The following is a 26929-nucleotide window of genomic DNA, read 5'->3' on the forward strand; positions in this document are numbered from 1 at the left end:
ACCCCGCCACACCACGAACGCATCGGAGCGAGGCGCTGCTGGACGAGCAGGCCGGGAACGCCACTCCACGCAAGGAGCCCACGAGAAGCAACCACCGCACCGTGGGGGGCATGGGGTTCGAGCCCCAAAACAATGACGTAGAGATAAAGCGAAAAAGCCCCCGCACCAGCAGGGGCTTTGAGCACACTTCACGGAATCTCTACGTGGAGACGAGGGGAATCGAACCCCTAACCCCCGCCTTGCAAAGGCGGTGCTCTGCCAATTGAGCTACGTCCCCTGACCGTCGCCGCGCGTTGATCGGCGGTGGCGACGAGAACAGCCCGGCGCGGCGAAACCGGACCGGGCTGGTTCAGGTGTCTCGCCGGGCGATCAGGCCTCGGCGGTGGCCTCGCGCCAGAGGTCGGCCTCGGCCTTGGCGGCGCGGTTGCGCCGGACCACGAACAGCACGACTCCAGCAACTGCGGCGAGTGCGAGCAGCTTCTTCACTTCCGGTCGCCTCCTTGCACGCGGCGCGCGGCCCGTGACGTTCGGGTTCTAAGGGTTTCCAGTGGGCCTAGAAGGACTTGAACCTTCGACCTCTTCGTTATCAGCGAAGCGCTCTAACCGCCTGAGCTATAGGCCCTTGTTGTGATTCAAAGACTACAGGACGCCTTCCGGCCCTTCGAACGGGGGGTCGTGTTGCGCCGCGGCGGCGTGGCGATTCCGGCCCGGCGGACCGGAATCGCCACGTCAGCGGCTTACTCCCGCTCGGACAGGGTGATCTCGACGCCGCCGGCGAAGTCGGCCGCCACGTTGTAGATGAACGCGGCCACCGTCGCCAGCGCGGTCACCAGCACGATGTTGATCGCGCCGATGATCGAGGCAACGCCGAACACCCGGGCGGCGCTGATCAGCGGCTCCGCCGCCGCGTCGTCCGGCTGGGTCAGCTCGCTGAAGGTGCCGTTGAGCTGATCCCACACGCCCATGCCGTCGAGCACGCCGTAGAGCACCGCGACCGCGATCATCCAGACGAAGAACAGCGCCACGCTGAGCACCAGCGCGAGCTTCAGCACCGACCACGGGTCGACCCGCTTGACCTGCAGGCTGGCCCGGCGCGGTCCGCGGCTGGGGCGGCGCGCCGACGGCGTCGACGCGCGCGGCCCCGCGGCACCGGTCCCGGCCCCGGTGAACGAGACCTGGGTCCGGGCCGACGACGGCACCTTGGTGCGCACCGTCTCCTGGTCCACGGACTGCTTCGGGATGGTCTGCGTGTCGTCGACGTCCGGCACCTCGGCGACCACCGGGGTGGCCTCGGGGGCCTCCCCGCCGGTCGCCGCCGACGCGCGCTGCCACGGCGGCGGCGTCTCCGTGCCGTTCAGCTCCTCACCGCTGGGGCTGTCGGCCTCAGCGGCCACCGGGGCGGTCTCGGTCTCCGCCTCGACGGTGCTGTCGACTGTCTGCGTGCTGGCCGAAGCCTGGTCCGCGTCCTTGTGCGGGCCCGAGGACTCCGGCTTCTCGGAAGGTGTCACGAGCGATCCTTCGGTGATCGTCGGCGGTGTGCGGCGTGGTCTCCCACAGTGTTACTTCTGCTGCTCCGGCCCCGCAGCGTCCGGGTCGGCGGCCTCATCGGCGTTGCGCGCGATGGCCACCAGCGCGGAACCCTCGTCGAGGTTCATCAGACGAACCCCCTTCGTCTGCCTGCCGGCCTTGCGGACCTCCTTGGCGGTGGTCCGGATGACTCCCCCGCTGGAGGTGATCGCGTAGAGCTCGTCGTCGAGCTCGACGATGAGCGCCCCCACAAGCCTGCCACGCTTGTTGTCGTACTGGAGAGTCAGCACTCCCTTTCCGCCGCGACCCTGGACCGGGTAGTCGTCGATCGGGGTGCGCTTGGCGTAGCCGCCGTCGGTCGCGACCAGCACGTACCGGTCCTCGCGCACGACGCCCATGGCCAGCAGCTCGTCACCGTCGTTGAACCGCATGCCCAGCACGCCCGAGGTGGCGCGACCCATCGGCCGCAGCGCCTCGTCGGTGGCGTGGAACCGGATCGACTGACCCTCGGCGGACACCAGCAGCAGGTCGTCGTCGGCGGAGCAGAGCACCGCACCGACCAGCTCGTCGTCCTCCTTCAGGTTGACGCCGATGAGACCACCCGATCGGTTGGAATCGAAATCGGTCAACCGGGACTTCTTGACCAGACCCTTCTTGGTGGCGAGCACCAGGTACGGGGCGGCGGTGTAGTCCTTGATCTGCATGACCTGGGCGATCTGCTCGTCCGGCTGGAACGCCAGCAGGTTCGCCACGTGCTGACCGCGCGCGGTGCGGTTGGCCTCCGGCAGCTCGTAGGCCTTCGCCCGGTAGACCCGGCCCTTGTTGGTGAAGAACAGGATCCAGTCGTGGGTCGAGCAGACGAAGAAGTGCGACACGATGTCGTCCTGCTTCAGCTGCGCGCCCTGCACGCCCTTGCCGCCGCGCTTCTGCGCCCGGTACAGGTCCGTGCGGGTCCGCTTGGCGTAGCCGGTGCGGGTGATCGTGACGACCACGTCCTCCTCGGCGATGAGGTCCTCCATGGAGACCTCGCCCTCGAAGGGGATGATCTGCGTGCGGCGGTCCTCGCCGTACTTGTCGACGATCTCCATCAGCTCGTCGCGGATGATCTGCCGCTGCCGCTCCGGCTTGGCGAGGATGTCCTTGAGGTCCTCGATCTCGCGCTCGATCTCGGCCAGCTGGTCGATGATCTTCTGCCGCTCCAGGGCGGCCAGGCGGCGCAGCTGCATCTCCAGGATCGCGTTGGCCTGGACCTCGTCCACGTCGAGCAGCTCGATCAGGCCGGTGCGCGCGTCGTCCACCGTGGGCGAGCGCCGGATCAGGGCGATGACCTCGTCCAGCATGTCCAGCGCCTTGACCAGACCGCGCAGGATGTGGGCGCGCTCCTCGGCCTTCTTCAGCCGGAACCTGGTGCGCCGGACGATGACCTCGACCTGGTGCTTGACGTAGTACCGGATCACCTGGTCCAGCCGCAGCGTGCGCGGCACGCCGTCGACCAGCGCCAGCATGTTGACGCCGAAGGTCGTCTGCAGCTGGGTGTGCTTGTAGAGGTTGTTCAGCACCACCTTCGGGATCGCGTCGCGCTTGAGCGTGACGACGATCCGCATGCCGCGCCGGCTGTTGGACTCGTCGGCGATGTCGGAGATGCCGGTGAGCTTGCCCTCCCGGTGCATCGAGGCGATGTTCTCGATGAGGTTGTCCGGGTTGACCTGGTAGGGCAGCTCGGTGACGACCAGCGTGGTGCGCCCCTTGCTGTCCTCCTCGATGGTGACGACGGCCCGCATCTTGATGGAGCCGCGGCCGGTGCGGTAGGCGTCCGCGATCGCGTTGGTGCCAAGGATCTGCGCGTGCGTCGGGAAGTCCGGGCCCTTGATGCGCTCCATCAGCGCTTCGAGCAGCTGCTCGTCGTCGCAGTCCGGGTTCTCCAGTGCCCAGACGACGCCGTCGGCGACCTCGCGCAGGTTGTGCGGCGGGATGTTGGTCGCCATCCCGACCGCGATACCGCCACCGCCGTTGACCAGCAGGTTCGGGAACCGGGACGGCAGCACGTCGGGTTCCTGGGTGCGGCCGTCGTAGTTGTCGGAGAAGTCGACGGTGTCCTCTTCGATGTCGGCGAGCATGTGCATCGCCAACGGGGCCAGCCGCGACTCGGTGTACCGCATGGCCGCGGCCGGGTCGTTGCCGGGCGAACCGAAGTTGCCCTGGCCGTCGATCAGCTTGTGCCGCATCGACCACGGCTGGGCGAGCCGGACCAGGGTGTCGTAGATCGCCGAGTCGCCGTGCGGGTGGTAGTTGCCCATCACGTCGCCGACGACGCGGGAGCACTTCACGTAGCCGCGGTCCGGGCGGAAGCCGGAGTCGTACATCGCGTACAGCACGCGCCGGTGCACCGGCTTGAGCCCGTCGCGCACGTCCGGCAGGGCGCGCGCGACGATGACGCTCATCGCGTAGTTGATGTAGGAGTTCTGCATCTCCTGCTGGATGTCGACCGGCTCGATCCGGCCGTGTTCCGGCGGCAGGACTTCAGTCACGACTTGAAATTCCTTTCGGGAGGTCGGAGGCCGCGGTCCGGGCGGTCCGGGCGGTCATCGCCGCGGACCGGGCGTCCGACCGGGTCGGGTGAGTTCCGGCGAGCGGGTCACACGTCGAGGAAGCCGGCGTCCTTGGCGTTGCGGGTGATGAAGGAGCGCCGGGCTTCGACGTCCTCGCCCATCAGCACGCTGAACAGCTCGTCGGCGGTGGCCGCGTCGTCCAGCGAGACCTGCAGCAGCAGCCGGGTCTCCGGGTTCATCGTGGTGTCCCACAGCTCGTCGGCGTTCATCTCGCCGAGACCCTTGTAGCGCTGGATGCCGTCGTCCTTCGGCAGCTTGCGGCCGGCGGCGGCGCCCGCCTCCAGCAGCGCGTCGCGCTCGCGGTCGCTGTAGGCGTACTCCGGCTCCGAGCGCGGCCACTTGATCTTGTACAGCGGCGGCTGCGCGAGGAACACGTGACCGTTCTCGATCAGCGGGCGCATGAAGCGGAACAGCAGGGTGAGCAGCAGGGTGCGGATGTGCTGGCCGTCGACGTCGGCGTCGGCCATCAGCACGATCTTGTGGTAGCGCAGCTTGGCCAGGTCGAACTCGTCGTGGATGCCGGTGCCCAGCGCGGTGATGATCGCCTGGACCTCGTTGTTCTTGAGGACCTTGTCGATCCGCGACTTCTCCACGTTGATGATCTTGCCGCGCAGCGGCAGGATCGCCTGGAAGCGGGACTCGCGCCCCTCCTTGGCCGAGCCGCCCGCGGAGTCGCCCTCCACGATGTAGAGCTCGCACTCCTCCGGGTTGTTGGACTGGCAGTCCTTCAGCTTGCCCGGCAGGCCGCCGATGTCCATCGCGCTCTTGCGGCGCACCAGCTCCTTGGCCTTGCGCGCGGCCATCCGCGCCTGCGCCGAGGAGACCGCCTTGTTGACGATCACCTTGGCCTCGGCCGGGTTGCGCTCGAACCAGTCGGTCAGCCACTCGAAGGCGGTGGTCTGCACGAACGACTTGACCTCGGTGTTGCCCAGCTTGGTCTTGGTCTGGCCCTCGAACTGCGGTTCGCGGACCTTCACCGACACGATCGCGGCCAGTCCCTCGCGGACGTCGTCACCGGTGAGGTTGCCGTCCTTGTCCTTGATCAGCTTCTTGTCCCGCGCGTAGCTGTTGACCACGCGGGTCAGCGCGGAGCGGAAGCCCTCCTCGTGGGTGCCGCCCTCGTGCGTGTTGATGGTGTTGGCGAAGGTGTAGACCGACTGGTTGTAGCCGGAGTTCCACTGCATCGCGATCTCCAGCTCCTGCCCGGAGCCGGAGGCGTTGAAGGCGACCACCTTCTTGTGGATGGGTTCCTTGGTGGCGTTGATGTGCCGGACGAAGTCCTCCAGACCGCCCGGGTAGTGGAAGGTCCGCTCCTTCGCGCGGGCGGTGGTGCCGCTCGCGTCCTCGCCGGCCTCGTCCTCCTCCGCGACCCGCTCGTCGCGCAGGATCATGGTCAGGCCCTTGTTCAGGAACGCCATCTCCTGCAGCCGGCGCGCGATCGTCTCGGCGTTGTACCGGGTGGTCTCGAAGATCGTCGGGTCGGCCCAGAAGGTGATGCTGGTGCCGGTCTTGTCGGTGGTCTCACCGCGCTCGACCTGGGCGACGGGCTTGGAGTCCTCGTAGCGCTGCCGCCACACGTAGCCACCGGTGTGGATCTCGGCCTCCAGCGCGGTGGACAGCGCGTTGACCACCGAGACGCCGACGCCGTGCAGACCACCGGAGACCGCGTACGCGTCGCTGTCGAACTTGCCGCCCGCGTGCAGCACGGTCAGCACGACTTCCAGGGTCGGCTTCTTCTCCACCGGGTGCATGTCGACGGGGATGCCGCGGCCGTCGTCGATCACGCGGACGCCGCCGTCGGGCAGCAGGGTCACCTCGACGGTCGTCGCGTACCCGGCCATCGCCTCGTCGACCGAGTTGTCCACGACCTCCTGCACCAGGTGGTGCAGACCGCGCTCACCGGTCGAGCCGATGTACATGCCCGGACGCTTGCGGACGGCCTCAAGGCCCTCAAGAACGGTGATGGATGAAGCGTTGTAATCGCTCTTCTTCGGTGCCACGGGCCTCGATTTCTCCTTGAGCCGACTGTGCTGTCAGGGTGATCGGTCGATGCCGGGTTCCAACGCGACGGCGTCGAAGCACCGCTGACCACTTCGGGGCGACTGTCGTCTGCTGACGCCGCGACCAGCCATGAGCCGGTGCCGCGCACCTCGCCGATGCGCTCCTCTGGCAGGCGCCTCGGCCACACCCGGTTTGATTCTACTGGTCCACCCGGACAGAAGTGGGGCAAGGACACCCCTGACTTGCTCACAGAGCGGAGAACTCGAATCAATCCACCATCCGAGAGCCGCGAGCGGCAGCTGAGGGATCTCTGCGCCGATCGGCCGCCCGTCGGCAGGACCGGGTGCCGCCCTCAGCCGTAGGTGTCGCGCGGCCCGCGCCCCGGGACGTGCCGCGGGCCGTGCCGCCAGCTGGGCGCGGCCGGCCCCTGCACCTTGATGCGGCGGACCACGTCGCGGCCGACGCCGTCGCTGATCCGCTTGAGGATCTGCCGCTGCAGCAACCGCAGCTGGGTGGCCCAGGCCGTGGACTGGGCCTGGACGGTGAGCTCGCCGTCCTTGAGCGCCACCGGTTTGGTGTGCTCGGCGACGTCGGCGCCCACCAGCGCGGGCCACTTGGCGAACACCTGGCCGCCGGAGAGGTGCTCGGTCCAGCCCCGCTCGGAGGCGATGCGGGCCGCCAGCCGGCCGAGCGGCTGCGGATCCCTGTCGTCCGGGCCGGGCCCTGACCAGCCACGACGGCGGCGGGTGCGGATCTTGCCGCCCTTCTTCTTGGCGTCCCGGCGGCGGGCCGCGGACTGCTCGCGGGCGGCCTGCAGGGCCGCGCGGGCCAGGTCGGGGCCGCTCATCCCGGCGCCATCACCACCGGCCGCGGGCACGGTCGGTGGCGTCGGGTTATCCACACCATCCACAGAGTTATCCCCAGCTGTGGGTGAATCAGTGGGCCGGGTGGCCCCTTCGATCACGCTGGGTGAACCGTTCGGCCGCGCGCGGTCACCGGACACGTCGCACCTCGCCTTCGCGAACGTCGAATCGCGCGCCGGTGAGCTCGGGCGGCACGTCCTCGGCCACCGCCGCGGTCACCAGCACCTGCTCGGCCCCGGCGACCAGTTCGGCCAGCCGGGCCCGCCGGCGCCGGTCCAGTTCGGCGAAGACGTCGTCCAGGATCAACACCGGTTCCGCGCCATCCTCGGTGAGCAGGTGGTAAGAAGCCAGCCGCAACGCCAGCACGAACGACCACGATTCGCCGTGGCTGGCGTAGCCCTTGGCGGGCAGGTCGCCGAGCAGCAGCTCCAGGTCGTCGCGGTGCGGTCCGACCAGCGACACGCCGCGCTCGATCTCCTGCGGCCGGACCCGCGCCAGCTCGGCGAGCAGCGCCGCTTCCAGCTCGTCCACGTCGGCCGCCTCGCCCATCGGCTCGCCGCACCCCTCGGGCAACGACTCGCCGAGACTGCTGCGGTAGCGCACGTGGGCGACCCGGCCGGACGGCGCGCTGGCCTCGTCGGTCGCGGCGACGTTGGCGTAAGAGCTGGTCACATGGGGTGCGATGGCGGCGACGAGGTCCAGCCGACCGGCCAGCAGCTCCGCGCCGAAGCGCGCCAGGTGCCCGTCCCAGACCTCGAGGGTCCGCAGATCCGCCTTGCCGCCGCCGCGCCGCGCCGCACCGGCGGACTTCAGCAGCGCGCTCCGCTGCTTGAGCACCCGCTCGTAGTCGGAGCGCACGCCCGCGTACCTCGGTGCACGGGCGACGAGCAGCTCGTCGAGGAAGCGGCGGCGCTCGCCCGGGTCGCCGCGCACGATCGCGAGGTCCTCCGGCGCGAACAGCACGGTGCGCAGGATGCCCAGCACGTCGCGGGGCTTGCCGGCCGCGCCGCGGTTGATCCGCGCGCGGTTGGCCTTGCCCGGCGTGATCTCCAGCTCGACCAGCAGCTCGCGACCGCCGTTGACCACGGCAGCCCGCACCACGGCGCGCGACGTGCCGTCGCGGACCAGCGGCGCGTCGGACGCGACGCGGTGCGAACCGAGGGTGGCGACGTATCCGACGGCCTCGACCAGGTTCGTCTTGCCCTGCCCGTTCGACCCGACGAGCACGGTGATCCCCGGCTCCAGCGCCAGGTCGGCGTGCGGCCAGGACCGGAAGTCGGTCACCTGCAAATGACGGACGTACACGACGGTCCAACTTAGTGGTCGGCCGATCCGACCCGAGAGCACTTCACGTTCCTCGGGCGGATCGGTGGGGTGGAACGAGCGGAGCTCGACCTGACGAGCGGTCGGCACCGAGCTGCGAACCGTTCGCCGACAACCGGAGATTTGTCGACAAATCGCTTTGACGACTCCGCTGCCGGGTCGACCGAACTCCTCGTCTTCGCCGGTGACCGCAGCGGCGACGATCAACGCGCTGCTGCGGAAGCGGCCGCATGCGCCGCAGGCTCACAACCCACCTGCGGCGCTCGCACCGCCGCGGGATCTCAGCGTTCGCCTGGTGAGGACAGCCCGTTCGTCGTGTATCGGACGTACATGAGAACGGGAGCCCGGAGTCCAGGCGGGCGCTGAGGTTCCGCTACCCGCACCGCCACGCGGAACGAGCCTGGAAAAGCTCGTTCACTTGTCGGTCTTGGTGATGGCGTGGCCGCCGAACTGGTTGCGCAGCGCGGCGACGGCCTTCATCGCCGGCGAGTCCTCCTGGCGGGAGGCGAAGCGGGCGAACAGCGCCGCGGTCATCACCGGGGTCGGCACCGCGTTGTTGATCGACTCCTCCACCGTCCAGCGACCCTCGCCGGAGTCGTTGACGTACCCGCGCAGCTCGGACAGCTCCGGGTCCTCGTCCAGCGCCCGGACCAGCAGGTCCAGCAGCCAGGAGCGGACCACGGTGCCGCGGCTCCACGCCTTGATCGTCTCGGGCACGTTGGTGACCACGCCCGAGGCGGACAGCAGCTCGAAGCCCTCGGCGTAGGCCTGCATCAGGCCGTACTCGATGCCGTTGTGCACCATCTTCGCGTAGTGCCCGGCGCCCACCGGCCCGGCGTGCGCGAAGCCCTCCTCGCGCGGACCCTCCGGGCGCAGCGCGTCGAAGATCGGCATGGCGCGCTCGACGTCGGCGGCGTCGCCACCGGCCATCAGGCCGTAGCCGTTTTTCGCGCCCCACACGCCGCCGGAGACGCCGACGTCGAGGTACTTGATCCCGTTCTCGGCGAGCAGCGCGGCGTTGGCCTGGTCATCGGTGAACTTCGAGTTGCCGCCCTCGATCACCAGGTCACCGGCGGAGAGCAGCCCGGCCAGCTCCTCGACCGTCTGCCGGGTCGGGTCGCCGTGCGGCACCATGATCCACACGATCCGCGGGCCGGCCAGCTTCTGCACCAGCTCCGCGATCGAGGCGACGTCGCTGACCTCCGGATTGCGGTCGTAACCGACGACGTCGTGTCCAGCGGCGCGCAGCCGCTCACGCATGTTGAAACCCATTCGGCCGAGACCGACAAGTCCGAGTTGCACCGGATCTCCTCTGCGAGCTGTGTTTCCACTGGTCGGTCGGCGCGCGAGGTGGGACCGAGCCAGCTGAATCGATCTGACCGGAGCCTAACCGCCGGCGGCGCGGACACCGGCCGGAGCGGGCACCGGATGTGACCCATCCTTCTTCGGTTCGCGGGCGAGCCGCGCCGCTGAACGAGGGTCAGCCGGGCAGGCGGACCGGCATCAGCAGGTACAGGTAGCCCTCGGCCACGTTGCCGTCCTCGTCGACCGGCTTGATCAGCGCCGGCCGGTTGGCGGTCGTGAACTGCAGCTGGGCGCGGTCGGACTTCATCGCACCGAGGCCGTCGAGCAGGTACGTCGGGTTGAACGCGATGGTCAGCGGCTCACCCGAGAGCTCCACCGCGAGCTCCTCCTCCGCGCTGCCCTCGTCGTCGCCACCGGCGGTCAGCCGCAGCACCCGGTCGGAGAACTCCAGGCGCACCTGGGTGCCGCGCTCGGCGACCAGCGACACGCGCTTGATCGCCTCGATCAGCGGGCCGACGCTGATGTTGGCGGTCACCGCGCTCTCGGCGGGCAGCAGCTGGCGGTACTTCGGGAACTCCGCGTCCAGCAGGCGCGTGGTGTTGCGGCGGGAGGTGCCGGACAGGCCGAGCAGTCCGTCGCCGGAGGCCAGCGAGATCTCCACCTTGCTCGCCCCGGCGCCGAGGGTCTTGGCCGAGTCGGCGAGCGTCTTGGCCGGGACCAGCACCGAGGTGTCGCCGATCGTGGTGCCCGGCTCCCAGGTGATCTCGCGCATCGCCAGCCGGAACCGGTCGGTGGCGACCATGGTCAGCTTGTCGGCGTTGATCTCCATCCGGATGCCGGTGAGCATCGGCAGCGTGTCGTCCTTGCCCGCGGCTACCGCGACCTGGCCGACCGCCTCGCCGAACAGGTCGGTGGGCACCGAGCCGACGTGCTCGGGCATCGCGGGCAGCTCGGGGTAGTCCTCCACCGGCATGGTCGGCAGGCTGAACTTGGAGCTGCCGCAGGTGATGGTGACGCGCGTGCCGTCGACGGTGAGCTCCACCGGACGTGCGGGCAGCGCCTTGGTGATGTCGGCCAGCAGCCGCCCGGAGACCAGGGTCTTGCCGCTGGCGTCGATCGAGGCGTCGATGGTGACCTGTGCGGAGACCTCGTAGTCGAAGCCGGAGATGGTCAGCGCCTCCCCGGAACTCGCATCGAGCAGCACCCCGCCCAGCACCGGAACCGGTGGCCGCGACGGAAGGCTGCGCGCGACCCAGGCGACGGCGTCGGCGAGACCGTCACGTTCCACGCGGATCTTCATGGGTGTCCTTTCGGTTTCAGCCGTGAGCGGGCTGCCGAGAACTGTCTCCGAGCTCCAAGGCTCATTGGTGGGTCGTGGTGCTCCGGCCCCGCGCGGGGTGGAGCGATCCCCGCACGGACGCCCCTAGGCACCGACCGGCCCGAGCAGCAGGACTGCGGCGCGAAGTTCGTCGGGGCTGCCTCCGCGGGAGTTCCACCGTAGAGCGTGCGCTGCGATCTCCGCATCCGGGTCCGAGCAGTTCGTCAGCCCGTCCGGGCCCGCCGAGCCGAGTTGTCCACTTATCCACCGGCCCTTACTTCTGTTTTCTTTTTTCTTCTAGAAGAACAAAAGACCGCAGTAGTAGTAAGGGCTGTGAGTTGTGGGGACAACCGGCGTTTGGGCTGGTCGCGCGGCGTGGCCGGATGTGGATGACCACGGGACGTAACCGTGGACTACGACAACCGGGTGGTGGACAACTTCGGCCCCCCTCCGAACAGTCCACAACCATCCCCAGTTGTCCACAGTTCCATCCACAGTTCGACCCCCCGGTTGTACCCAGCCCCTGTGGTTTTCGGCCGTTCCACCGGTCAGGTTGTGGGCAAACCTGTGGGATCCCTGTGGTCAACCGCCGTCCGGGTTGTGGGCAGACCGCCACAACCTGTGCACAGCCTGTGGATGAATTGGGGAAAACTCCAGGTCAGCCCTGGGGATGCAGAAACTGTGGACAGCTCGGCCTCCAGCGGACTTTTCTGCTGCCGGGGTGAGGCGAAGGCCACCCGGCCACCCAGAAAAGTTCGCGGCTCCAGGGCCTTCCACGTGCGCGCAGCGCGCTCGCACGACCTCGGAACGTGTCCGTCCACGCCTGAATAGACGCCCGAACCCCCTCTCCCGGTTGGCATCGGAGCCTCCGGAGCCGTCGCCGGACGCAGAACTTTTCTGTCGGAGGGGGTGCGCCGGGGCGGATCGCCCCAGCAGAAAGATGTGCGCGCCCGTCGCCTGGCGCTCGATGCGGCCTACGGACGGCGCTCGCCTCGTGACCGGCCCACCTCCGGGCCGCGCGCATCCGCGCAGGAACTTTCTGCTGGAGGGGGTGCGCCGCGCGAAGGTGGCCGGGCAGAAAAGATCCGCGATGCGACCCGGGCGTCAGCACACCGGTCGGACGGGGAACGTCCGGCAGCGGCCGACCGTCATCCGGGGACGCTGAACGTCCGCACGTCGCGCGGCAGCGGCCGGGAGGTGCGGAGAGAGGTGAACGATCCGCTCGAGCCGTCGCGCGAACCGCGCGGGCGGGCAGATCAGGGAGGCGTCGTGGCGAGCGCGCGAACTAAGCCCAGCGGCGCACCTCGTGGAGTGGTCGGATCGGGGAGCACAGCGGTTCCACCGCGCGGACCAGCCGATGGGCAGCCAAGAACTACCTGGACTGCTGCTTGATCCTGGCGGTCAGCTCCTGCACGTGCTCGTACACGCGGCGCCGCTCGGCCATCTCCTTGCGGATCTTCTTGTCCGCGTACATCACCGTGGTGTGGTCGCGGCCGCCGAAGTACTGGCCGATCTTGGGCAGCGAGGAGTCGGTGAGCTCCCGGCACAGGTACATCGCGATCTGGCGCGCCTGCGCCAGCGCCTTGGTCTTGCCCGGGCCGCAGAGGTCGTCGATGGTCACGCCGAAGTAGTCCGCGGTGACCGCCATGATCGTCGGCGCGGTGATCTCCGGGGTCTGCGAGTCCGGGATCAGGTCGCGCAGCACGATCTCGGCGAGCTGCAGGTCGACCGGCTGCCGGTTCAGCGACGCGAACGCGGTGACCCGGATCAGCGCGCCCTCCAGCTCGCGGATGTTGCGCTCGATGCGGGAGGCGATGAACTCCAGCACGTCGGCCGGCGCGTTCATCCGGTCCTGGGCCGCCTTCTTGCGCAGGATCGCGATGCGGGTCTCCAGCTCGGGCGGCTGGATGTCGGTGATCAGGCCCCACTCGAAGCGGGTGCGCAGCCGGTCCTCCAGGGTGCGCAGGCCCTTGGGCGGCCGGTCGGAGGACACCACGATCTGCTTGTTCGAGTTGTGCAGCGTGTTGAAGGTGTGGAAGAACTCCTCCTGGGTTCCTTCCTTGCCCTCCAGGAACTGGATGTCGTCCACCAGCAGCACGTCGACGTCGCGGTATCGCCGCTGGAAGGCGACCTGGCGGTCGTCGCGCAGCGAGTTGATGAAGTCGTTGGTGAATTCCTCGGTCGAGACGTAGCGGACCCGCATCCCGGGGAACAGGCGCTGCGTGTAGTGCCCGACCGCGTGCAGCAGGTGCGTCTTGCCGAGACCCGACTCGCCCCAGATGAACAGCGGGTTGTAGGCGCGGGCGGGTGCCTCGGCCGCGGCCACCGCGGCGGCGTGCGCGAACCGGTTCGACGAGCCGATGACGAACGTGTCGAAGGTGTACTTCGCGTTCAGCCTGGTCTGCGAGGTCGGCGGGGCGTGCTTGGGCGCGGTGAACGGCTGGCCCTGCTGCGGCTCGGCCACCGGTTGCCCGGCGCGGCCGAAGGTCGGCCAGTTCTCCCCGCTCTTCTCCTCCGGGGTGGCTTCCTCGGCCTCCGGCTCGGCTTCCTCGGCTTCGCCGTCGGCCTCCAGCGGCTGCGGGATCTCGCCGCCGGGCCACTTGAACTCCGCGGTCGGGAAGTCGATCTCCGGCTTGGGCTCGGGGGCGGCGTGCCTGCCCTCCCCGACGCTGGGGATCGAGCCGGTGTGCGCGGTGTTGCCGAAGACCTCCGGCGGCCGGTAGCCCTCGGCGGCGCCGAAGTTCTCCGGCGCGCGGCCCAGGCCGGTCGTGGTGAAGAAGGGCTGTGCGGGCGGATCGCCGGTGCGACCGCTCCACTGATCAGCGGGAGCGGGTGCGGCGACCGGCCGGGTCGGTGCGGGAACCGCGGTGTCCACCTTCACCGCCAGCGACACGTCCCGGCCGAGGCGGCGGGACAGGGCGTCGGTGATGGGATCGCGCAGCGCGCGCTCGATGGCTTCCTTCGCGAAATCGCTCGGCGCGGCGAGCAGCGCAGTCCCGTCCAGCAGTCCGATCGGACGGGTCACGCGCATCCACGCGCGTTGCTGAGGTGAGAGCGTGCCGGAGGACAGCTCCTGCACCACCTCGCCCCAGACTCGAACGAGATCGGCCTGGTGGTCGGACACCGCCTTGCTCCCCTCCCCTCGCTCGCGCGGCCCCCGTTCGCGGTCCCGAAAGCCGGGCTCCCACAGTGCTCGGGTGCGGCGATGTCACGGGACGGTGGGGCCGAACCCCGGGGATCACCTGTTCGGGAAGATCTCCACAGAGTTGTCCACAACTTGTGTATGAAGGTACGGCAGACCACGGCGGTGTCGCCCCCAGGGTCCGTCGTACCGCTGCGATCGAGGTCAGAGCGCCCCGCGACAAGATCTCTCGGCTGCGGACTGCGCATCGCAGGGGGTGCACGCTAACAAGGTCGCGCGGCGGTCACAAGGTGAGTCCCGGGGATGCCGGCAAGATCGGGATGTGGCAGCCTGTTCGCCGGTACCGGGCGTGCGGTCGAGCTTATCCCGACCCCGGTAGTGCGAGCTCCGGAGGCACTGCGTACCCTCGTACAGTCCCCGCTTTCCTGAGCGGGCATGTCACTGCGCCGAGATTTCGGCGCCGTGCGCCGCTCGGTAACGCCGATCTTCGCACGGGTTGGCGACCGCGGCTCGGGAAGAACAGGGACACCTTGACCGAACCGTGGTTCACCGTGGCCATCGGTGCCTGTAGTAACCGGGAGATCCGACCGTGAGCAAGGGCAAGCGCACTTTCCAGCCGAACAACCGCCGTCGTGCCAGGAAGCACGGCTTCCGGCTGCGCATGCGCACTCGCGCCGGCCGGGCCATCGTGGCCTCGCGCCGTCGCCAGGGCCGCGCGCGTCTGACTGCCTGATCGCGTCCGGCCGTGCTTCCCGCGGCAGCCCGGCTGACCAAGAGCCAGGAGTTCCGCCTGGTGGTCCGTCGTGGTCGCCGGTCCGGGCGCTCCCGCCTGGTGGTCCACGTGTTGCGACCGGACCAGGCACCGGAGGCCGGGCGGTACCGCGGCGAGGCCTTACCGGAAGCCGAGGCGAATACGGCACCCACCCGGAAATCGACTGGTTCGACCCGGGTGGGTTTTGTCGTGAGCAAAGCCGTGGGCAGCGCTGTGATCCGGCACCGGGTCACGCGCCGCCTGCGCCATCTGATGCGTGACCGCTACCCGGTGCTGCCCGCTGGCACACTGGTGGTGGTCCGAGCCCTGCCTGCGGCGGGCGATGCCTCCAGTCGCGAACTCGGCGCGGACCTGGACGCGGCCTTCCGGAAGCTCCGCGTCCTCGACCCCGATGGTCCGGCGACAGGTTCCAGGTGATGGTTCAGGACCACCAGCACGATGAACGGCTCCGCGCGCCCGCTCGGCGCCCGAGCGCGTTCGCCTGGGTGCTGCTCGGTCCGGTGCACGCCTACCGCAAGGTGATCTCCCCGCTGCTGCCGCCGATGTGCCGGTTCTACCCGAGTTGCAGCACCTACGCGGTCGAGGCGTTGACCACGCACGGCCTGTTCCGCGGTGGTTGGCTCACCCTGCGCAGACTGCTGCGCTGCGGTCCCTGGCACTCTGGAGGGATCGACCCGGTGCCGCCCCCTCGTGAGCGCGCCGCCCCTGCCCGAGCACCCGAGAAACCTGCCGAGGAGTAGCCCGCGTGCTGGACTTCATCTACTACCCGGTGTCGGCCATCCTGTGGTTCTGGCACAAGGTGTTCGGCTTCCTGCTCGACCCGGCCAGCGGTTACGCCTGGGCGCTGTCGGTCATCTTCCTCGTCTTCACGCTGCGCGCGCTGCTGTTCAAGCCGTTCGTGCACCAGGTGCGCTCGATGAAGAAGATGCAGGAGTTCGCTCCGCAGATCCGCGAGCTGCAGGCCAAGTACGGCGACGACCGGCAGAAGCTCGCGATGGAGATGCAGAAGCTGCAGTCCGAGCAGGGCTTCAACCCGCTCAGCGGCTGCCTGCCGGTGCTGGTGCAGGTGCCGGTGTTCTTCGGCCTGTTCCACGTGCTCAACGGCTTCAAGCCGGGCGCACCGTCGAACTACATCTTCGACGCCAACGACGTGGCGTCCTTCGTGGCCGCGGACTTCTTCGGCGCCAAGCTGTCCAACACGATCAGCCAGTCCCCCGAGGTGCTGGCCTCCTTCGGCACCGACCGCATCGAGATGATGCTCGTGGGCGTGCCGCTGATGATCGCGGCCGCGATCGCCACGCACTTCACCGCGCGCCACTCCGTGCAGCGCCAGACGGCGGATGCCGCCGCTCAGCCGCAGACGGCCGTGATGAACCGGATGACGCTGTGGCTCTTCCCGACGTTCGCGATCATCGGTGGTCCGTTCCTGCCGCTGGCGATCCTGATCTACTGGCTGGCCAACAACTTCTGGACGCTGGCCCAGCAGCGCCTGGTGTTCAGCCGGATCGACCGCGAGGAGGCAGCGCAGGCAGGCGCGCCCGCGGTCGTCGAATCCACCGTCGTGGACACCGCCCCGGCGCCGGAGTCCGGCACCGACGAGGCCGCGGACACGACCAAGGACCAACCCGGTGAGATCCCCGGGGTGATCGAAGACCGTTCTCGCGACACGGACAAGCCGGGCGAGACCCGGTGAGTGCGGCGCGAACCCTGGAGAGGAGACACCCAGTGTCCGAAACCGTGCAGGAGTCGAGCCCGGCTGCACCCGAGACCGATGCTGCCGAGGCCCCTTCCAACACCGAAACGCTGCTGGTGCAGGAGGGCGACATCGCGGGTGACTACCTGGAGCGGCTGCTGGACCTGCTGGACTACGACGGGGACATCGACCTCGACGTGGAGGCCGGCCGCGCGGTGGTCAGCATCGACGGCGGCGACGACCTGGAGAAGCTCGTCGGCGGTCGCGGCCAGGTGCTGGAGGCGCTGCAGGAGTTGACCCGCCTCGCGGTGCAGCAGGAGACCGGCGTGCGCAGCCGGCTCATGCTGGACGTCGCCGGCTGGCGCGCCGCTCGCCGCCAGGAGCTCAGCGAGCTCGGCCGCACCACCGCGGAGGAGGTCCTCTCCAGCGGCAAGGAAGCCCGCCTGCGTCCGATGACCCCGTTCGAGCGCAAGATCATCCACGACGCGGTCGCCGCCGTGGACGGTGTTCACAGCGAGAGCGAAGGCGAAGAGCCCAACCGCAAGGTGGTCGTCTTCAAGAGCTGACCGCTCCCCGACCGCGTTTCCAATGCCCCCGTTTTCGGACGGGGGCATTGTTGTTTTCCGGTGCGGATCGCGGTAGACCTTGATCCGGGCCGCTCGTCGGTCGTGTTTCACGTGAAACGTCGGCCGACGAGAAACGTCACCGTGACATTAGTCCCCGGAGTGGTTGGACGGGGCGATTCGATCGGTTGTGACCCCCTCTCCCCTGCCTGTCGGCACGGGGCACGTAGCGCCATCGTCCGAACCGGTGGAAGACGTCCTCGGACGCGCCGGAGGGGTTGATGGTGATTGCGGAGTGCTATCCGGCAGGCTTGGTCGGAGATTCCTTGGTTCCACGTGAAACATCGGGGTGAATGCTTTGACCGAGCCTGCGGCGGCGCGGGTCGTGTTCGGTGATCGGCTGGACCTGGCCGAGCGGTTCCACGAGATGCTCCAGGAGCACGGGATCCGCCGCGGACTCATCGGTCCGCGCGAGCTGGACCGGCTCTGGGAAAGACATCTGTTGAACTCTGCGGTTATTGCGGAGTTGCTGCCACCGAATTGCCGGGTGTTGGACGTAGGCTCTGGGGCGGGGTTGCCGGGCATCCCGCTGGCGATCGCCCGCCCGGATCTCAACCTGACCCTGTTGGAGCCGATGGCTCGACGGGTGACGTGGTTGCAGGAAGTCATCACCGAGTTGGAGCTCACCGTCGAGGTGGTGCGCGGACGTGCCGAGGAGGGCCCGGTGCGAGAGCGGCTGGCCGATCAGGACGTCGTGACCGCGCGCGCAGTCGCCCCGATGGAACGGCTCGCGAAGTGGTGCCTCCCCCTGCTCCGGCAGGGCGGTCGGCTGCTCGCCATGAAGGGCGAGAGCGCGGCGGAGGAGCTGGAGCGGGATGCGGCGGCCATCGCTGCGGTCGGTGGCGGTCGTGGCGAAGTGGTGTCGTGCGGTGTCGGTGCGCTCGAAGTGCCGACGACCGTCGTCGTGGTGGAACGGGTCGCGGCGACCCGAAATGCGTCCGGTCGGCGTCGTGACGGTGCACGTCGAACGAGAAAGGATCGTGGACGGTGAATCCGGAGTCAAACGGAGCGGGTCGTGTTTCACGTGAAACGAAGGGCCGTGCGGTGGGCGGTATGCGGTTCCCCTCCGGTCCGACGAGCGGGGATCCCGCGATGAGCTTCGGGAAGGACGACATCGGCTGGACGCCGATCATGGAGGAGGCCCAGCGGGCGACCCGGGTGCTGCACCCGGAGACGCTGGAGCTCCCCCGCCCCAGCCATCGGCGCATCATCACCGTCGCCAACCAGAAGGGCGGCGTCGGCAAGACGACGAGCACGGTGAACCTCGCGGCCGGGCTCGCGCTGCACGGGCTCAACGTGCTCGTAATCGACCTCGACCCGCAGGGCAACGCCAGCACCGCGCTCGGCGTCGAGCACCGCTCCGGGACGCCGTCGGTCTACGAGGTGCTGCTGGGCGAGATGAGCATCGCCGACGCGGCGGCGCAGAGCACCCAGTCGAAGAACCTCTGGTGCGTGCCCGCGACCATCGACCTGGCCGGGTCGGAGATCGAGCTCGTCACCATGGTGGCTCGGGAAGGCCGGCTGAAGGAGGCGCTGAACTCCGAGGCGGTCAACCAGCTCGCGCCGGACTACGTCTTCATCGACTGTCCGCCGTCGCTCGGCCTGCTCACGGTGAACGCGATGGTCGCCGCGCACGAGGTGCTGATCCCGATCCAGTGCGAGTACTACGCGCTGGAGGGGCTCGGTCAGCTGCTCCGCAACATCGAGCTGGTCCAGTCGCACCTGAACCCCTCGCTGTGGGTGTCGACGATCCTGCTGACCATGTACGACGGGCGCACCAAGCTGGCCGATCAGGTCACCGCCGAGGTGCGCGGTCACTTCGGGGACCTGGCGCTGCGCACCGTGATCCCGCGCAGTGTGAAGATTTCCGAGGCGCCGGGCTTCGGGCAGACGGTGCTGACCTACGACCCGGGCTCGCGCGGTTCCATGAGCTACCTCGACGCGGCGCGGGAGATCGCCGAGCGGGGTGTGGAGAGGACGACGGCATGAGCGAGCGCAGAGGCGGTCTGGGGCGCGGCATCGCCGCCCTGATCCCCAGCGGTCCCCCGGCGGGTGCGGACGGAGCCGCGTTGAGCGGCACGACGGTGCGCGGCGGCCCCGGACTGCGCCGTCCGGAACCGCCCGCTCCCGAGGTTTCACGTGAAACCAACGGCGGTGAGGTGGCGGGGGCGGTCTACCGCGAGATCGCCATCTCCTCGATCACGCCGAACCCGAAGCAGCCGCGGCAGGTGTTCGACGAGGAGGCGCTGCAGGAGCTGCAGCACTCCATCCGCGAGTTCGGCTTGATGCAGCCGATCGTGGTGCGCGAGCTGGAGACCGACCGGTTCGAGCTCATCATGGGCGAGCGCCGGTGGCGCGCCTCGCAGCTGGCCGGGCTGGACGTCATCCCGGCGATCGTCCGCAAGACGCAGGACGACGCGATGCTGCGGGACGCCCTGCTGGAGAACATCCACCGCGTCCAGCTCAACCCGCTGGAGGAGGCGGCTGCCTACCAGCAGCTGCTGGGCGAGTTCGGCGTGACGCACGACGAGCTGGCGGACCGGATCGGTCGCAGCCGCCCGGTCATCACCAACACCATCCGGCTGCTGAAGCTGCCGCTGGAGGTCCAGCGACGGGTGGCCGTCGGTGTGCTGTCGGCCGGGCACGCCCGCGCCCTGCTCAGCCTGGAGGACGTCGGTCAGCAGGAGGAGCTGGCGAAGCGGATCGTCGCGGAGGGGCTCTCCGTCCGGGCGACCGAGGAGCAGGTGACGCTGCTCAAGCGGGAGGCGCCGAAGAAGAAGGCGGAGCCGAAGAAGCCGATCCAGTCCCCCGGGCTCGACCGGCTCGCCAACCGGCTGTCCGATCACTTCGACACGAGGGTCAAGGTCGAGCGCGGTCGCCGGAAGGGCCGGATCGTCGTGGAGTTCGGCTCGGTGGACGACCTCGAGCGAGTAGCGGAGTTGATCTTGGGTGAACAGGCCCGCGGCCTCAGCGAGGAATGACACCGACCCCTTTTGTCACGGTGACGATGACGCTGCGTGATCAGTTTCGCAATTTCAATTGAAATTGGACCTCTGATTTCAATTGAAATTGCACCCCTCCCCGGCCGGGGGACTCGGCTGCGGGAGGGGTCGGACAGACGACGAGGGTCGACAGACGACGAGGTCCGGTCTCCCGCGGGAGACCGGACCTCGTTTCACGTGAAACATCGCGTCAGTGCGCGCGCGAGATCGCCCGCTCGACGAGTCCGGCGAAGACCTCCCCCAGCGACCGGCCCGCGGCCTCGACCGCCATCGGCAGCAGCGAGGTCTCGGTCAACCCGGGTGACACGTTGACCTCCAGGAAGTGCGGCGTACCGTCGCGGTCGATGATCGCGTCGGTCCGGGAGACGTCGCGGAGCCCGAGCAGGCGGTGCGCGGAGATCGCGAGCTCGGCCGCGGCCGCCGCCGCTTCCGCCGGGATCTCGGCGGGCGTGCGGTAGCTCGTGAGACCGGCGGTGTAGCGGGCGGTGTAGTCGTAGACGCCGTCGGCCGGTTCGATCTGCACCGCGGGCAGCGCCTCCGGACCGTTCGGCCCGTCAATGACGGTGATCGCCACTTCGGTGCCCTCGACGAACTGCTCGACGAGCACGGTGTCGCCGTACGACAGCGCCCCCACCATCGCCGACGGCAGTTCGGCGGCATCGCGCACCACGTGCGCGCCCAGCGCCGAACCGCCCTGGTCCGGCTTGAGCATCAGCGGCAGACCGAGCTTGGCCACGAGCGCGTCCAGGACGGCCTGCGCGCCCAGCTCGCGGAAGGTCGCGTGCGGCAGGGCGACCCAGTCCGGGGTGGCCAGGCCGGCGCGGGCGAGCTCCGCCTTCGCGGTCGGCTTGTCCCACGCCCTGCGGCACGCGTGCGGGCTGGTGCCGACGTACGGGACGCCGAGCATGTCCAGCACGGCCTGCACCGCGCCGTTCTCACCCTCTCCCCCGTGCAGCGCGACGACGACCGCGTCGGGGCGTTCCTGCTCGACGCGGGAGAGCAGGCGGGCGTCGGCATCCCACTCGGCCACGGTGACGCCGACCGAACGCAGCGCCGCCGACAGCCGGCGCCCGGAGCGCAGCGACACCTCGCGCTCGTGCGAAAGCCCACCTGCGAGCACGGCGACCCAGCGATCAGACACTCAACAACACCCCTGGAAAGTAGTAGTCCACTGTGCACCGCGGAAATCCCGTGCACAGTGGACCGTTTCGGAAACCGGGAAACCCTCAGAACCTGTCTCTGATCTTAGTTCTGCTCTTCGTCTCGAAGCGGCGCAGCCGCTTAGCCCACCCTCGCAGCTCCCACCGCCGCGGGCAGCCCGAGCGCCGCTTATTGGTCATACGTAAGTCCGAGCTCCCGGAGTCCGTGCGGGCGCTGAGAACCCGCCACCCGCACCGCCACGCGAAACGCGTTCGTCAAAACCGTTCTACGCCGTGTCGGGAGACGGGGCCTGCGGTCCCGGCACGCTGCGCTGCGGCACGGTGCCGAAGGTGCGGACCAGCTCCATCTCCTCGGTCAGCGTGTTGGCCAACCGGCGGACGCCCTCGCGGATCCGCTCCGGCGTCGGGTAGCAGTAGGACAGTCGCATCTGGCGGCTGCCGAATCCGCCGCGGTAGAAGCCGGTTCCGGAGACGTAGGCGACCCGTTGGGTCACCGCGCGCGGCAGCATCGCCTTGGTGTCCACGCCCTCGGGAGTGGTCAGCCAGACGAAGAACCCGCCGTCCGGCCGGGTCCACGTGCAGCCCGCGGGCATGTACTGCTCCAGGGCGCTGAGCATCGCGTCGCGGCGCTCCCGGTACTGCTCCTGGAAGATCTTGATCTGGCCCTGCCAGTCGTGCGTGCTCAGGTAGCGCGACACGATCATCTGGTTCAGCGTGGGCGGGCACAGGGTGGCCGACTCGGCGGTCAGCACCAGCTTCTCGCGGATCGCGTGCGGCGCGAGCACCCAGCCGACCCGCAGGCCGGAGGCGAAGGTCTTGGAGAACGAGCCGAGGTAGACCACGTTGTTGGTGTCCATGCTGCGCAGCGCGGGCAGCGCCTTGCCGTCGAAGCCGAGCAGGCCGTACGGGTTGTCCTCCACCACGAGGATGCCGTGCTGGGCGCAGATCTCCAGGATCTCGGCGCGCCGCGGCAGGGCCAGCGTGATGCCGCCCGGGTTGTGGAAGTTCGGGATCGTGTAGAGGAACTTGATCCGCTTGCCCTGCGCCGTCACGTCCGCGATGGCCTGGCGCAGCGCGGCCGGGTCGAGTCCGTCGTCGTCCATCGCCACGTGGACCACTTCGGCCTGGTACGCGGCGAAGGAGCCGAGCGCGCCGACGTAGGACGGGCCCTCGGCGAGGATGACGTCACCGGGATCGCAGAAGATCCGGGTGACCATGTCGAGGGCCATCTGGGAGCCCGAGGTGACCACCACGTCGTCCGGGTGCGCGGAGATGCCCTCCAGCGCCATGACGTCGCAGATCTGCTCGCGGAGCTCCGGCACGCCGTGGGCGGAGCCGTACTGCAGCGCCACCTGCCCGTCCTCGGACACCAGGCGGGCCACCTCGGCGGCCAGCGAGTCCAGCGGGAGCGCGGCCAGGTTCGGCATGCCGCCGGCCAGCGAGACCACCTCGGGGCGGCTGGCGACGGCGAAGAGAGCTCGGATCTCGGAAGCGGTCATCCCTGCGGTCCGCTCGGCGTAGTGCGCCCGGTACGCGTCCAGGTTGCGTGCGGGCTTCTCCGGCGGGTTCGGCTGACTTCCGTGATCCGTCATATCGCGCTCCGGTTTCGGTTGTGCGCACTGCTCGTCCCCGGCCGGGCCGGGAGCGATTCCGGCGATTCTATAGGTCCTATCGCCAGGACCCCGCTCAGATGTAACGAGCGCCTCCTGCAAACCGACCCGTCGGTAACCCATCTCACCCCATCGGGTCGCTGTCGGTGCTCGGCGGAGCTTCCGGTGCCGGGGCGCGGGCGCTTATCCTGGCCACATTCCCGCCGGTCGGTGCGGGTTCGTGCGGGTTCTCCAGGAGGTCAGGTGTCGCGACGTGTCGTCGGCGTCACGCTGGACAACCTCGACGACCTGCCCAAGCGGTGTCGCCGGTGCGTCTTCTGGGAGCTCGCGCCGCACATCCGGGAGCAGGCCGAGGAGTTCGGCGAGACCGAACTGGAGAAGGAGGCCTGGGTCTCCAGCGTGCTGCTGGAGTGGGGCTCCTGCGGCCGCGTCATCTACGTCGACGGCGTTCCGGCGGGCTACGCGATGTACGCCCCACCCGCCGCGGTGCCTCGCGCAGCTGCCTTCCCCACTGCCCCGGTGAGCGCGGACGCGGTGCTGCTGACCGCGCTGCGCGTGCTGCCGGAGTTCGAGCACGGCGGCCTGGGCCGGGTGCTGGTGCAGAACGTGGCGAAGGACCTGACGCGTCGCGGCGTGAAGGCCGTGGAGGCCTTCGGCGACCTGCAGGGCACCGCTGAGAGCTGCGTGATCCCTGCCGGGTTCCTGCAGCAGGTCGGGTTCAAGACGGTCCGCCAGCACCCCAAGTGGCCGCGGATGCGCCTGGAGCTGCGCACGGCGATCTCCTGGAAGGAAGACGTCGAAGCGGCCCTGGAGCGCCTGCTCAGCTCGGTGACCATCAAGACCGCCGAGCCGGTGATCGGCGGCGCCTGATCGGCGAGCCGACACATCGACAAGTCGACAAATCGCCCACGGCCGTCACCCCGGAACGCGATTTCAATTGAAATCAGACGTGCAATTTCAATTGAAATCGCGCAGGACTCGGGGGTCAGGCGCCTTCGGCTCGGGCGAGTTCGTGGCGGAGGAGGTCGTCGAAGGTGAAGGTGCCGGTCGGCTGGTCGTCCTTGCCCAGCAGGTACAGGCGCTTCACGGCGACCAGCAGGCCCTCCGCGATGACGTCGCGGAACGCCGGGTCCAGCAGGCGGGAGCGGTCGCGGGCGTTGGTCAGGTAGCCCAGCTCCATGCGCACCGCGGGCATCCGGGTCAGGCGCAGCACGTCCCAGGTCTTGGCCTGGGTGTGGCAGTCGCGCAGGCCCGTCCGCGCGACGATCTCGCGCTGCAGGAAGCCCGCCAGCGCCTCCCCCACGGTCGAGGTGGTGCCGTTGCCGGTGCCGAAGTGGAAGCTCGCCACGCCCTCGGCCAGCGGCGAGTGGTTGGCGTCGATGTGCAGCGACAGGAACATGTCCGCGCCCGCCTCGTTGGCGAACCCGGCGCGGTCGGCGTCCGGCGGGCAGGCGTTGGGCCCGCGGGTGATCAGCGCCTCCATGCCGGTGGCCACCATCCGGCCCTCCAGCCGGCGGGCCAGGTCCCAGGTGAGGTCGGCCTCGCACACGTCGCCGATGCAGGCGCCGCGGTCCGCGCCGCCGTGCCCCGGGTCGATCACGATGCGCTTGCCGCGCAGCCGCGGCCCGGCGCGCCGCACCTTCTCCTGCTCGCGGAGGTACACCGGGCGGCCACCGCGGACCTTCGGCGCGAGCTGCCGGAGCGCCCGCAGCGTGCCCGGCCCGCAGATGCCGTCGGGGTTCAGGCCGTACTCGCGCTGGAAGCTGCGCAGCGCCTGCTCGGTCTCGCGGCCGAAGATGCCGTCCGGGCGGCCGGCGTCGAAGCCCAGCTCCAGCAGCCGCTCCTGCAGCGCGAACACGTCGTCGCCGCTGATCGGCTTGGACACCAGGAATGCCAGCGACCGGTCGCCGAGCCGCCAGCGGGCCTCGGTGAGCGCGCGGTAGGTCGCCGGGCCCACCACGCCGTCGGTGATCAGCCCGCGTTGTTGCTGGAAGACCCGAACCGCCTGTTCCACCGCGTCGTCGAACAGCGCCGGATCCGTCCGGCCGTTGGCCGCCAGCAGACCCAGCGCTGCAAGGGTGTTCCTGATCTCGGCAACGGCCGGACCGACGTCACCGCGGTGGAGCAGCTGCATGCACTCCTCGCTCGATTCAGGCGCCGGGTGCACCGGCGCGGAGGATGGTCGGGTACGTCCCGCTGTCGGGTTCGCGTGGCGGGTCGCAGAACTCGAACCCGTCGGGTAATTGTGCCTTGTGCGCCGGGACTCGGCGCTGCGGCCCACGGCCACCGGGCGGACGTGCGACAACGGTGCGTGGGTGCGCGATCTCTCCTGGTGCGCAAAAACACGGTCCCGCCGTCACTGTCATATCGACATGACGGCGGGACCGCGTTATTCGGTTGCCTCGGATCGAGTCCGATTTCACAGACCCCGCGCGGCGCGCGACCTCACAGGTAGTCGGCCAGGTCGTTGAGCAGCGCGGCCTTCGGCTTGGCGCCGACGATCTGCTTGACCGGCTCGCCGTCCTTGAACAGCAGCAGGGTCGGGACGGACATCACCTGGTAGTCGCGCGAGATGCTGGGGTTCTGGTCGATGTCCAGCTTGGCGATGGTGATCTTGTCGCCGTGCTCGGCGGCGATCTCCTCCAGGACCGGGGCGACCATCTTGCACGGGCCGCACCAGGTGGCCCAGAAGTCCACCAGCACGGGCTTGTCGCTCTTCAGGACGTCGGCCTCGAAGCTCTTGGCGTCGACGGTCACGGTGTTGCCGGCCATTTCATCTCCCTACTTGTTGGTCGAGTCAGCTCAGTTCGCCGGGCCGTACCCGCCGCCGACGAGCTCGGCGACGGTCTCAGCGGCGGGCGTGTCGTGCTCGGCGAGCCAGCGCTCGGCGTCGATGGCGGCGGAGCAACCCGAACCGGCGGCGGTGATGGCCTGCCGGTAGGTGTGGTCCACCAGGTCGCCCGCGGCGAACACACCGGGGATGCCGGTGTGCGTGGTGGGCTGCTGGACCTGCACGTAGCCCTCGTCGTCGACGGTGACCTGGTCGCGCACCAGCTGGCTGCGCGGGTCGTGGCCGATGGCCACGAACATGCCCGTCACGGCCAGCTCGGAGGTCTCGCCGGTGACCGTGTCGCGCAGCTTGAGCGCGCTGACGCTGCCGTCGCCGACGACCTCGGTGACCGCCGCGTTGGTCAGCCACTTGATCTTGTCGTTGGCGCGGGCGCGCTCCAGCATGATCTTGGAGGCGCGGAACTCCTCGCGGCGGTGGACGATCGTCACCGAGCGCGCGAAGCGGGTCAGGAAGGTGGCCTCCTCCATCGCCGAGTCGCCGCCGCCGATCACGGCGATGTCCTGGTCGCGGAAGAAGAAGCCGTCGCAGGTCGCGCAGGCGGACACGCCGTGGCCGAGCAGCCGCTCCTCGCCCGGAACGCCCAGGTAGCGGGCGGCGGCGCCCATGGCCAGGATGACCGCCTTGGCGCGGTACTCCACGCCGTTGGCCAGGACGGTCTTGACCTCGCCGGTCAGGTCGAGGCGCTCCACGTCCTCGGCGCGCAGCTCGGCGCCGAAGCGCTCGGCCTGGGAACGCATCTGCTCCATCAGGTCGGGACCCATGATCCCGTCCTTGAAGCCGGGGTAGTTCTCCACGTCGGTGGTGGTCATCAGCGCACCGCCGAACTGGGTTCCCTCGAAGATCAGTGGTTCGAGTTCCGCCCGCGCGGCGTACACCGCTGCGGTGTACCCGGCCGGGCCCGAGCCCACGATGATCACGTTGCGGACGTCGCCAGTCACCGCGCCCCTTCCGTCGTAGCGTCCCCGCCGCGCTCGGCGCGCGACCGTATCCGGCACAACGCGATCCTATTCGGCTCTGTTCCCGATCAACCGAAGCCGGTGCTCCAGGGCACAGCGAAGCGCCCCGTACCACCAGGTGGGGGCTGGGAGGGGCATGCGCGGGAGGTGGCGCTTCCCGTGGAAACGCCACCT

The 26929-nt window shown here is 69.4% G+C and carries 22 protein-coding genes, 2 tRNA genes and 1 pseudogene; 9 read left to right on the forward strand and 16 right to left on the reverse strand.

The window, feature by feature from the left end; all coding sequences use genetic code 11:
* Positions 1-204 precede the first annotated feature (204 nt).
* The 11 genes and pseudogenes from C4T78_RS22350 to dnaA all read right to left on the reverse strand — a co-directional run bounded on the left by C4T78_RS22350 (position 205) and on the right by dnaA (position 14070).
* Positions 205-277: transfer RNA gene (locus C4T78_RS22350), tRNA-Ala, on the reverse strand.
* A gap of 101 nt (positions 278-378) precedes the next feature.
* A pseudogene (locus tag C4T78_RS36805) lies at positions 379-486 on the reverse strand (DLW-39 family protein); the annotation flags it as partial.
* A gap of 62 nt (positions 487-548) precedes the next feature.
* Positions 549-622, reverse strand: a tRNA-Ile gene (locus tag C4T78_RS22360).
* A gap of 115 nt (positions 623-737) precedes the next feature.
* Complete coding sequence (locus C4T78_RS22365) at positions 738-1508, reverse strand: DUF3566 domain-containing protein (protein WP_093350849.1); 771 nt, start codon at positions 1506-1508, stop codon at positions 738-740.
* A gap of 51 nt (positions 1509-1559) precedes the next feature.
* On the reverse strand, positions 1560-4055 hold the full coding sequence (gyrA, locus tag C4T78_RS22370) for a DNA gyrase subunit A (RefSeq protein ID WP_093350846.1): 2496 nt from the start codon (positions 4053-4055) through the stop codon (positions 1560-1562).
* Between the two features lie 107 nt (positions 4056-4162).
* Positions 4163-6136 carry a DNA topoisomerase (ATP-hydrolyzing) subunit B gene (gyrB, locus tag C4T78_RS22375; protein WP_093350844.1) on the reverse strand — a complete coding sequence of 658 codons (1974 nt, stop codon included), beginning with the start codon at positions 6134-6136 and terminating at the stop codon, positions 4163-4165.
* A 353-nt stretch (positions 6137-6489) separates the two neighbouring features.
* Positions 6490-6984 (reverse strand): DciA family protein, encoded by a 495-nt coding sequence (locus C4T78_RS22380; RefSeq protein ID WP_093350841.1) that lies wholly within the window; start codon positions 6982-6984, stop codon positions 6490-6492.
* Between the two features lie 145 nt (positions 6985-7129).
* On the reverse strand, positions 7130-8305 hold the full coding sequence (gene recF / locus C4T78_RS22385; protein ID WP_093350839.1) for a DNA replication/repair protein RecF: 1176 nt from the start codon (positions 8303-8305) through the stop codon (positions 7130-7132).
* A gap of 432 nt (positions 8306-8737) precedes the next feature.
* Positions 8738-9625: a phosphogluconate dehydrogenase (NAD(+)-dependent, decarboxylating) gene (gene gnd, locus C4T78_RS22390; RefSeq protein ID WP_093350836.1), complete on the reverse strand. Its 888-nt coding sequence runs from the start codon at positions 9623-9625 to the stop codon at positions 8738-8740.
* A 178-nt stretch (positions 9626-9803) separates the two neighbouring features.
* Positions 9804-10928 carry a DNA polymerase III subunit beta gene (gene dnaN, locus C4T78_RS22395; protein WP_093350833.1) on the reverse strand — a complete coding sequence of 375 codons (1125 nt, stop codon included), beginning with the start codon at positions 10926-10928 and terminating at the stop codon, positions 9804-9806.
* Positions 10929-12318: 1390 nt separating this feature from the next.
* Positions 12319-14070 (reverse strand): chromosomal replication initiator protein DnaA, encoded by a 1752-nt coding sequence (gene dnaA / locus C4T78_RS22400; RefSeq protein ID WP_093350831.1) that lies wholly within the window; start codon positions 14068-14070, stop codon positions 12319-12321.
* A gap of 607 nt (positions 14071-14677) precedes the next feature.
* Between dnaA and rpmH the strand changes: the two genes are divergently transcribed.
* The 8 genes from rpmH (at position 14678) to C4T78_RS22440 (ending at position 20157) form a co-directional block, all read left to right on the forward strand.
* Positions 14678-14821, forward strand: a complete 144-nt coding sequence (gene rpmH / locus C4T78_RS22405) for a 50S ribosomal protein L34 (RefSeq protein WP_093150693.1) — start codon at positions 14678-14680, stop codon at positions 14819-14821.
* Between the two features lie 12 nt (positions 14822-14833).
* Positions 14834-15277: a ribonuclease P protein component gene (rnpA, locus tag C4T78_RS22410; RefSeq protein WP_093350828.1), complete on the forward strand. Its 444-nt coding sequence runs from the start codon at positions 14834-14836 to the stop codon at positions 15275-15277.
* Positions 15277-15600 carry a membrane protein insertion efficiency factor YidD gene (yidD, locus tag C4T78_RS22415; RefSeq protein WP_093350825.1) on the forward strand — a complete coding sequence of 108 codons (324 nt, stop codon included), beginning with the start codon at positions 15277-15279 and terminating at the stop codon, positions 15598-15600. The genes rnpA and yidD overlap by 1 nt, the downstream gene beginning before the upstream one ends.
* A gap of 5 nt (positions 15601-15605) precedes the next feature.
* Positions 15606-16553: a membrane protein insertase YidC gene (gene yidC, locus C4T78_RS22420; RefSeq protein ID WP_093350823.1), complete on the forward strand. Its 948-nt coding sequence runs from the start codon at positions 15606-15608 to the stop codon at positions 16551-16553.
* A gap of 32 nt (positions 16554-16585) precedes the next feature.
* The gene (locus C4T78_RS22425; RefSeq protein ID WP_093150705.1) at positions 16586-17119 is read left to right on the forward strand and encodes a Jag family protein; all 534 of its coding nucleotides are present in this window, start codon (positions 16586-16588) and stop codon (positions 17117-17119) included.
* Between the two features lie 355 nt (positions 17120-17474).
* Complete coding sequence (gene rsmG / locus C4T78_RS22430) at positions 17475-18167, forward strand: 16S rRNA (guanine(527)-N(7))-methyltransferase RsmG (protein WP_093351180.1); 693 nt, start codon at positions 17475-17477, stop codon at positions 18165-18167.
* A gap of 101 nt (positions 18168-18268) precedes the next feature.
* The gene (locus C4T78_RS22435; RefSeq protein WP_093150708.1) at positions 18269-19165 is read left to right on the forward strand and encodes a ParA family protein; all 897 of its coding nucleotides are present in this window, start codon (positions 18269-18271) and stop codon (positions 19163-19165) included.
* On the forward strand, positions 19162-20157 hold the full coding sequence (locus C4T78_RS22440; protein ID WP_093350820.1) for a ParB/RepB/Spo0J family partition protein: 996 nt from the start codon (positions 19162-19164) through the stop codon (positions 20155-20157). The genes C4T78_RS22435 and C4T78_RS22440 overlap by 4 nt, the downstream gene beginning before the upstream one ends.
* A gap of 211 nt (positions 20158-20368) precedes the next feature.
* Here the strand turns inward: C4T78_RS22440 and C4T78_RS22445 are convergent, their stop codons facing one another.
* On the reverse strand, positions 20369-21319 hold the full coding sequence (locus C4T78_RS22445; RefSeq protein ID WP_093350818.1) for a D-alanine--D-alanine ligase family protein: 951 nt from the start codon (positions 21317-21319) through the stop codon (positions 20369-20371).
* A gap of 285 nt (positions 21320-21604) precedes the next feature.
* On the reverse strand, positions 21605-22930 hold the full coding sequence (locus tag C4T78_RS22450; protein ID WP_093350815.1) for an aminotransferase-like domain-containing protein: 1326 nt from the start codon (positions 22928-22930) through the stop codon (positions 21605-21607).
* A gap of 261 nt (positions 22931-23191) precedes the next feature.
* On the opposite strand from C4T78_RS22450, the gene C4T78_RS22455 reads away from it, so the two are divergent.
* Positions 23192-23818 carry a GNAT family N-acetyltransferase gene (locus C4T78_RS22455; RefSeq protein ID WP_093350813.1) on the forward strand — a complete coding sequence of 209 codons (627 nt, stop codon included), beginning with the start codon at positions 23192-23194 and terminating at the stop codon, positions 23816-23818.
* Between the two features lie 115 nt (positions 23819-23933).
* Here the strand turns inward: C4T78_RS22455 and C4T78_RS22460 are convergent, their stop codons facing one another.
* From C4T78_RS22460 to trxB, 3 genes are all read right to left on the reverse strand, one after another.
* The gene (locus C4T78_RS22460) at positions 23934-25082 is read right to left on the reverse strand and encodes an N-acetylmuramoyl-L-alanine amidase (protein WP_093350810.1); all 1149 of its coding nucleotides are present in this window, start codon (positions 25080-25082) and stop codon (positions 23934-23936) included.
* Between the two features lie 311 nt (positions 25083-25393).
* Complete coding sequence (gene trxA / locus C4T78_RS22465) at positions 25394-25720, reverse strand: thioredoxin (protein WP_093350808.1); 327 nt, start codon at positions 25718-25720, stop codon at positions 25394-25396.
* Between the two features lie 30 nt (positions 25721-25750).
* On the reverse strand, positions 25751-26737 hold the full coding sequence (gene trxB / locus C4T78_RS22470; RefSeq protein WP_093350805.1) for a thioredoxin-disulfide reductase: 987 nt from the start codon (positions 26735-26737) through the stop codon (positions 25751-25753).
* Between the last annotated feature and the right edge of the window lie 192 nt (positions 26738-26929).

The organism is Saccharopolyspora kobensis (assembly GCF_900108315.1).
Lineage (GTDB): Bacteria > Actinomycetota > Actinomycetes > Mycobacteriales > Pseudonocardiaceae > Saccharopolyspora > Saccharopolyspora kobensis.

What these genes read in the sequence shown, in the direction of transcription:
- C4T78_RS22380 (WP_093350841.1), bottom strand. Translation starts at nt 6,984, where the DNA reads ATGAGCGGCCCCGACCTGGCCCGCGCGGCCCTGCAGGCCGCCCGCGAG.
- dnaN (WP_093350833.1), bottom strand. Translation starts at nt 10,928, where the DNA reads ATGAAGATCCGCGTGGAACGTGACGGTCTCGCCGACGCCGTCGCCTGG.
- yidD (WP_093350825.1), top strand. Translation starts at nt 15,277, where the DNA reads ATGGTTCAGGACCACCAGCACGATGAACGGCTCCGCGCGCCCGCTCGG.
- C4T78_RS22435 (WP_093150708.1), top strand. Translation starts at nt 18,269, where the DNA reads ATGAGCTTCGGGAAGGACGACATCGGCTGGACGCCGATCATGGAGGAG.
- C4T78_RS22440 (WP_093350820.1), top strand. Translation starts at nt 19,162, where the DNA reads ATGAGCGAGCGCAGAGGCGGTCTGGGGCGCGGCATCGCCGCCCTGATC.
- C4T78_RS22450 (WP_093350815.1), bottom strand. Translation starts at nt 22,930, where the DNA reads ATGACGGATCACGGAAGTCAGCCGAACCCGCCGGAGAAGCCCGCACGC.
- C4T78_RS22460 (WP_093350810.1), bottom strand. Translation starts at nt 25,082, where the DNA reads ATGCAGCTGCTCCACCGCGGTGACGTCGGTCCGGCCGTTGCCGAGATC.
- trxA (WP_093350808.1), bottom strand. Translation starts at nt 25,720, where the DNA reads ATGGCCGGCAACACCGTGACCGTCGACGCCAAGAGCTTCGAGGCCGAC.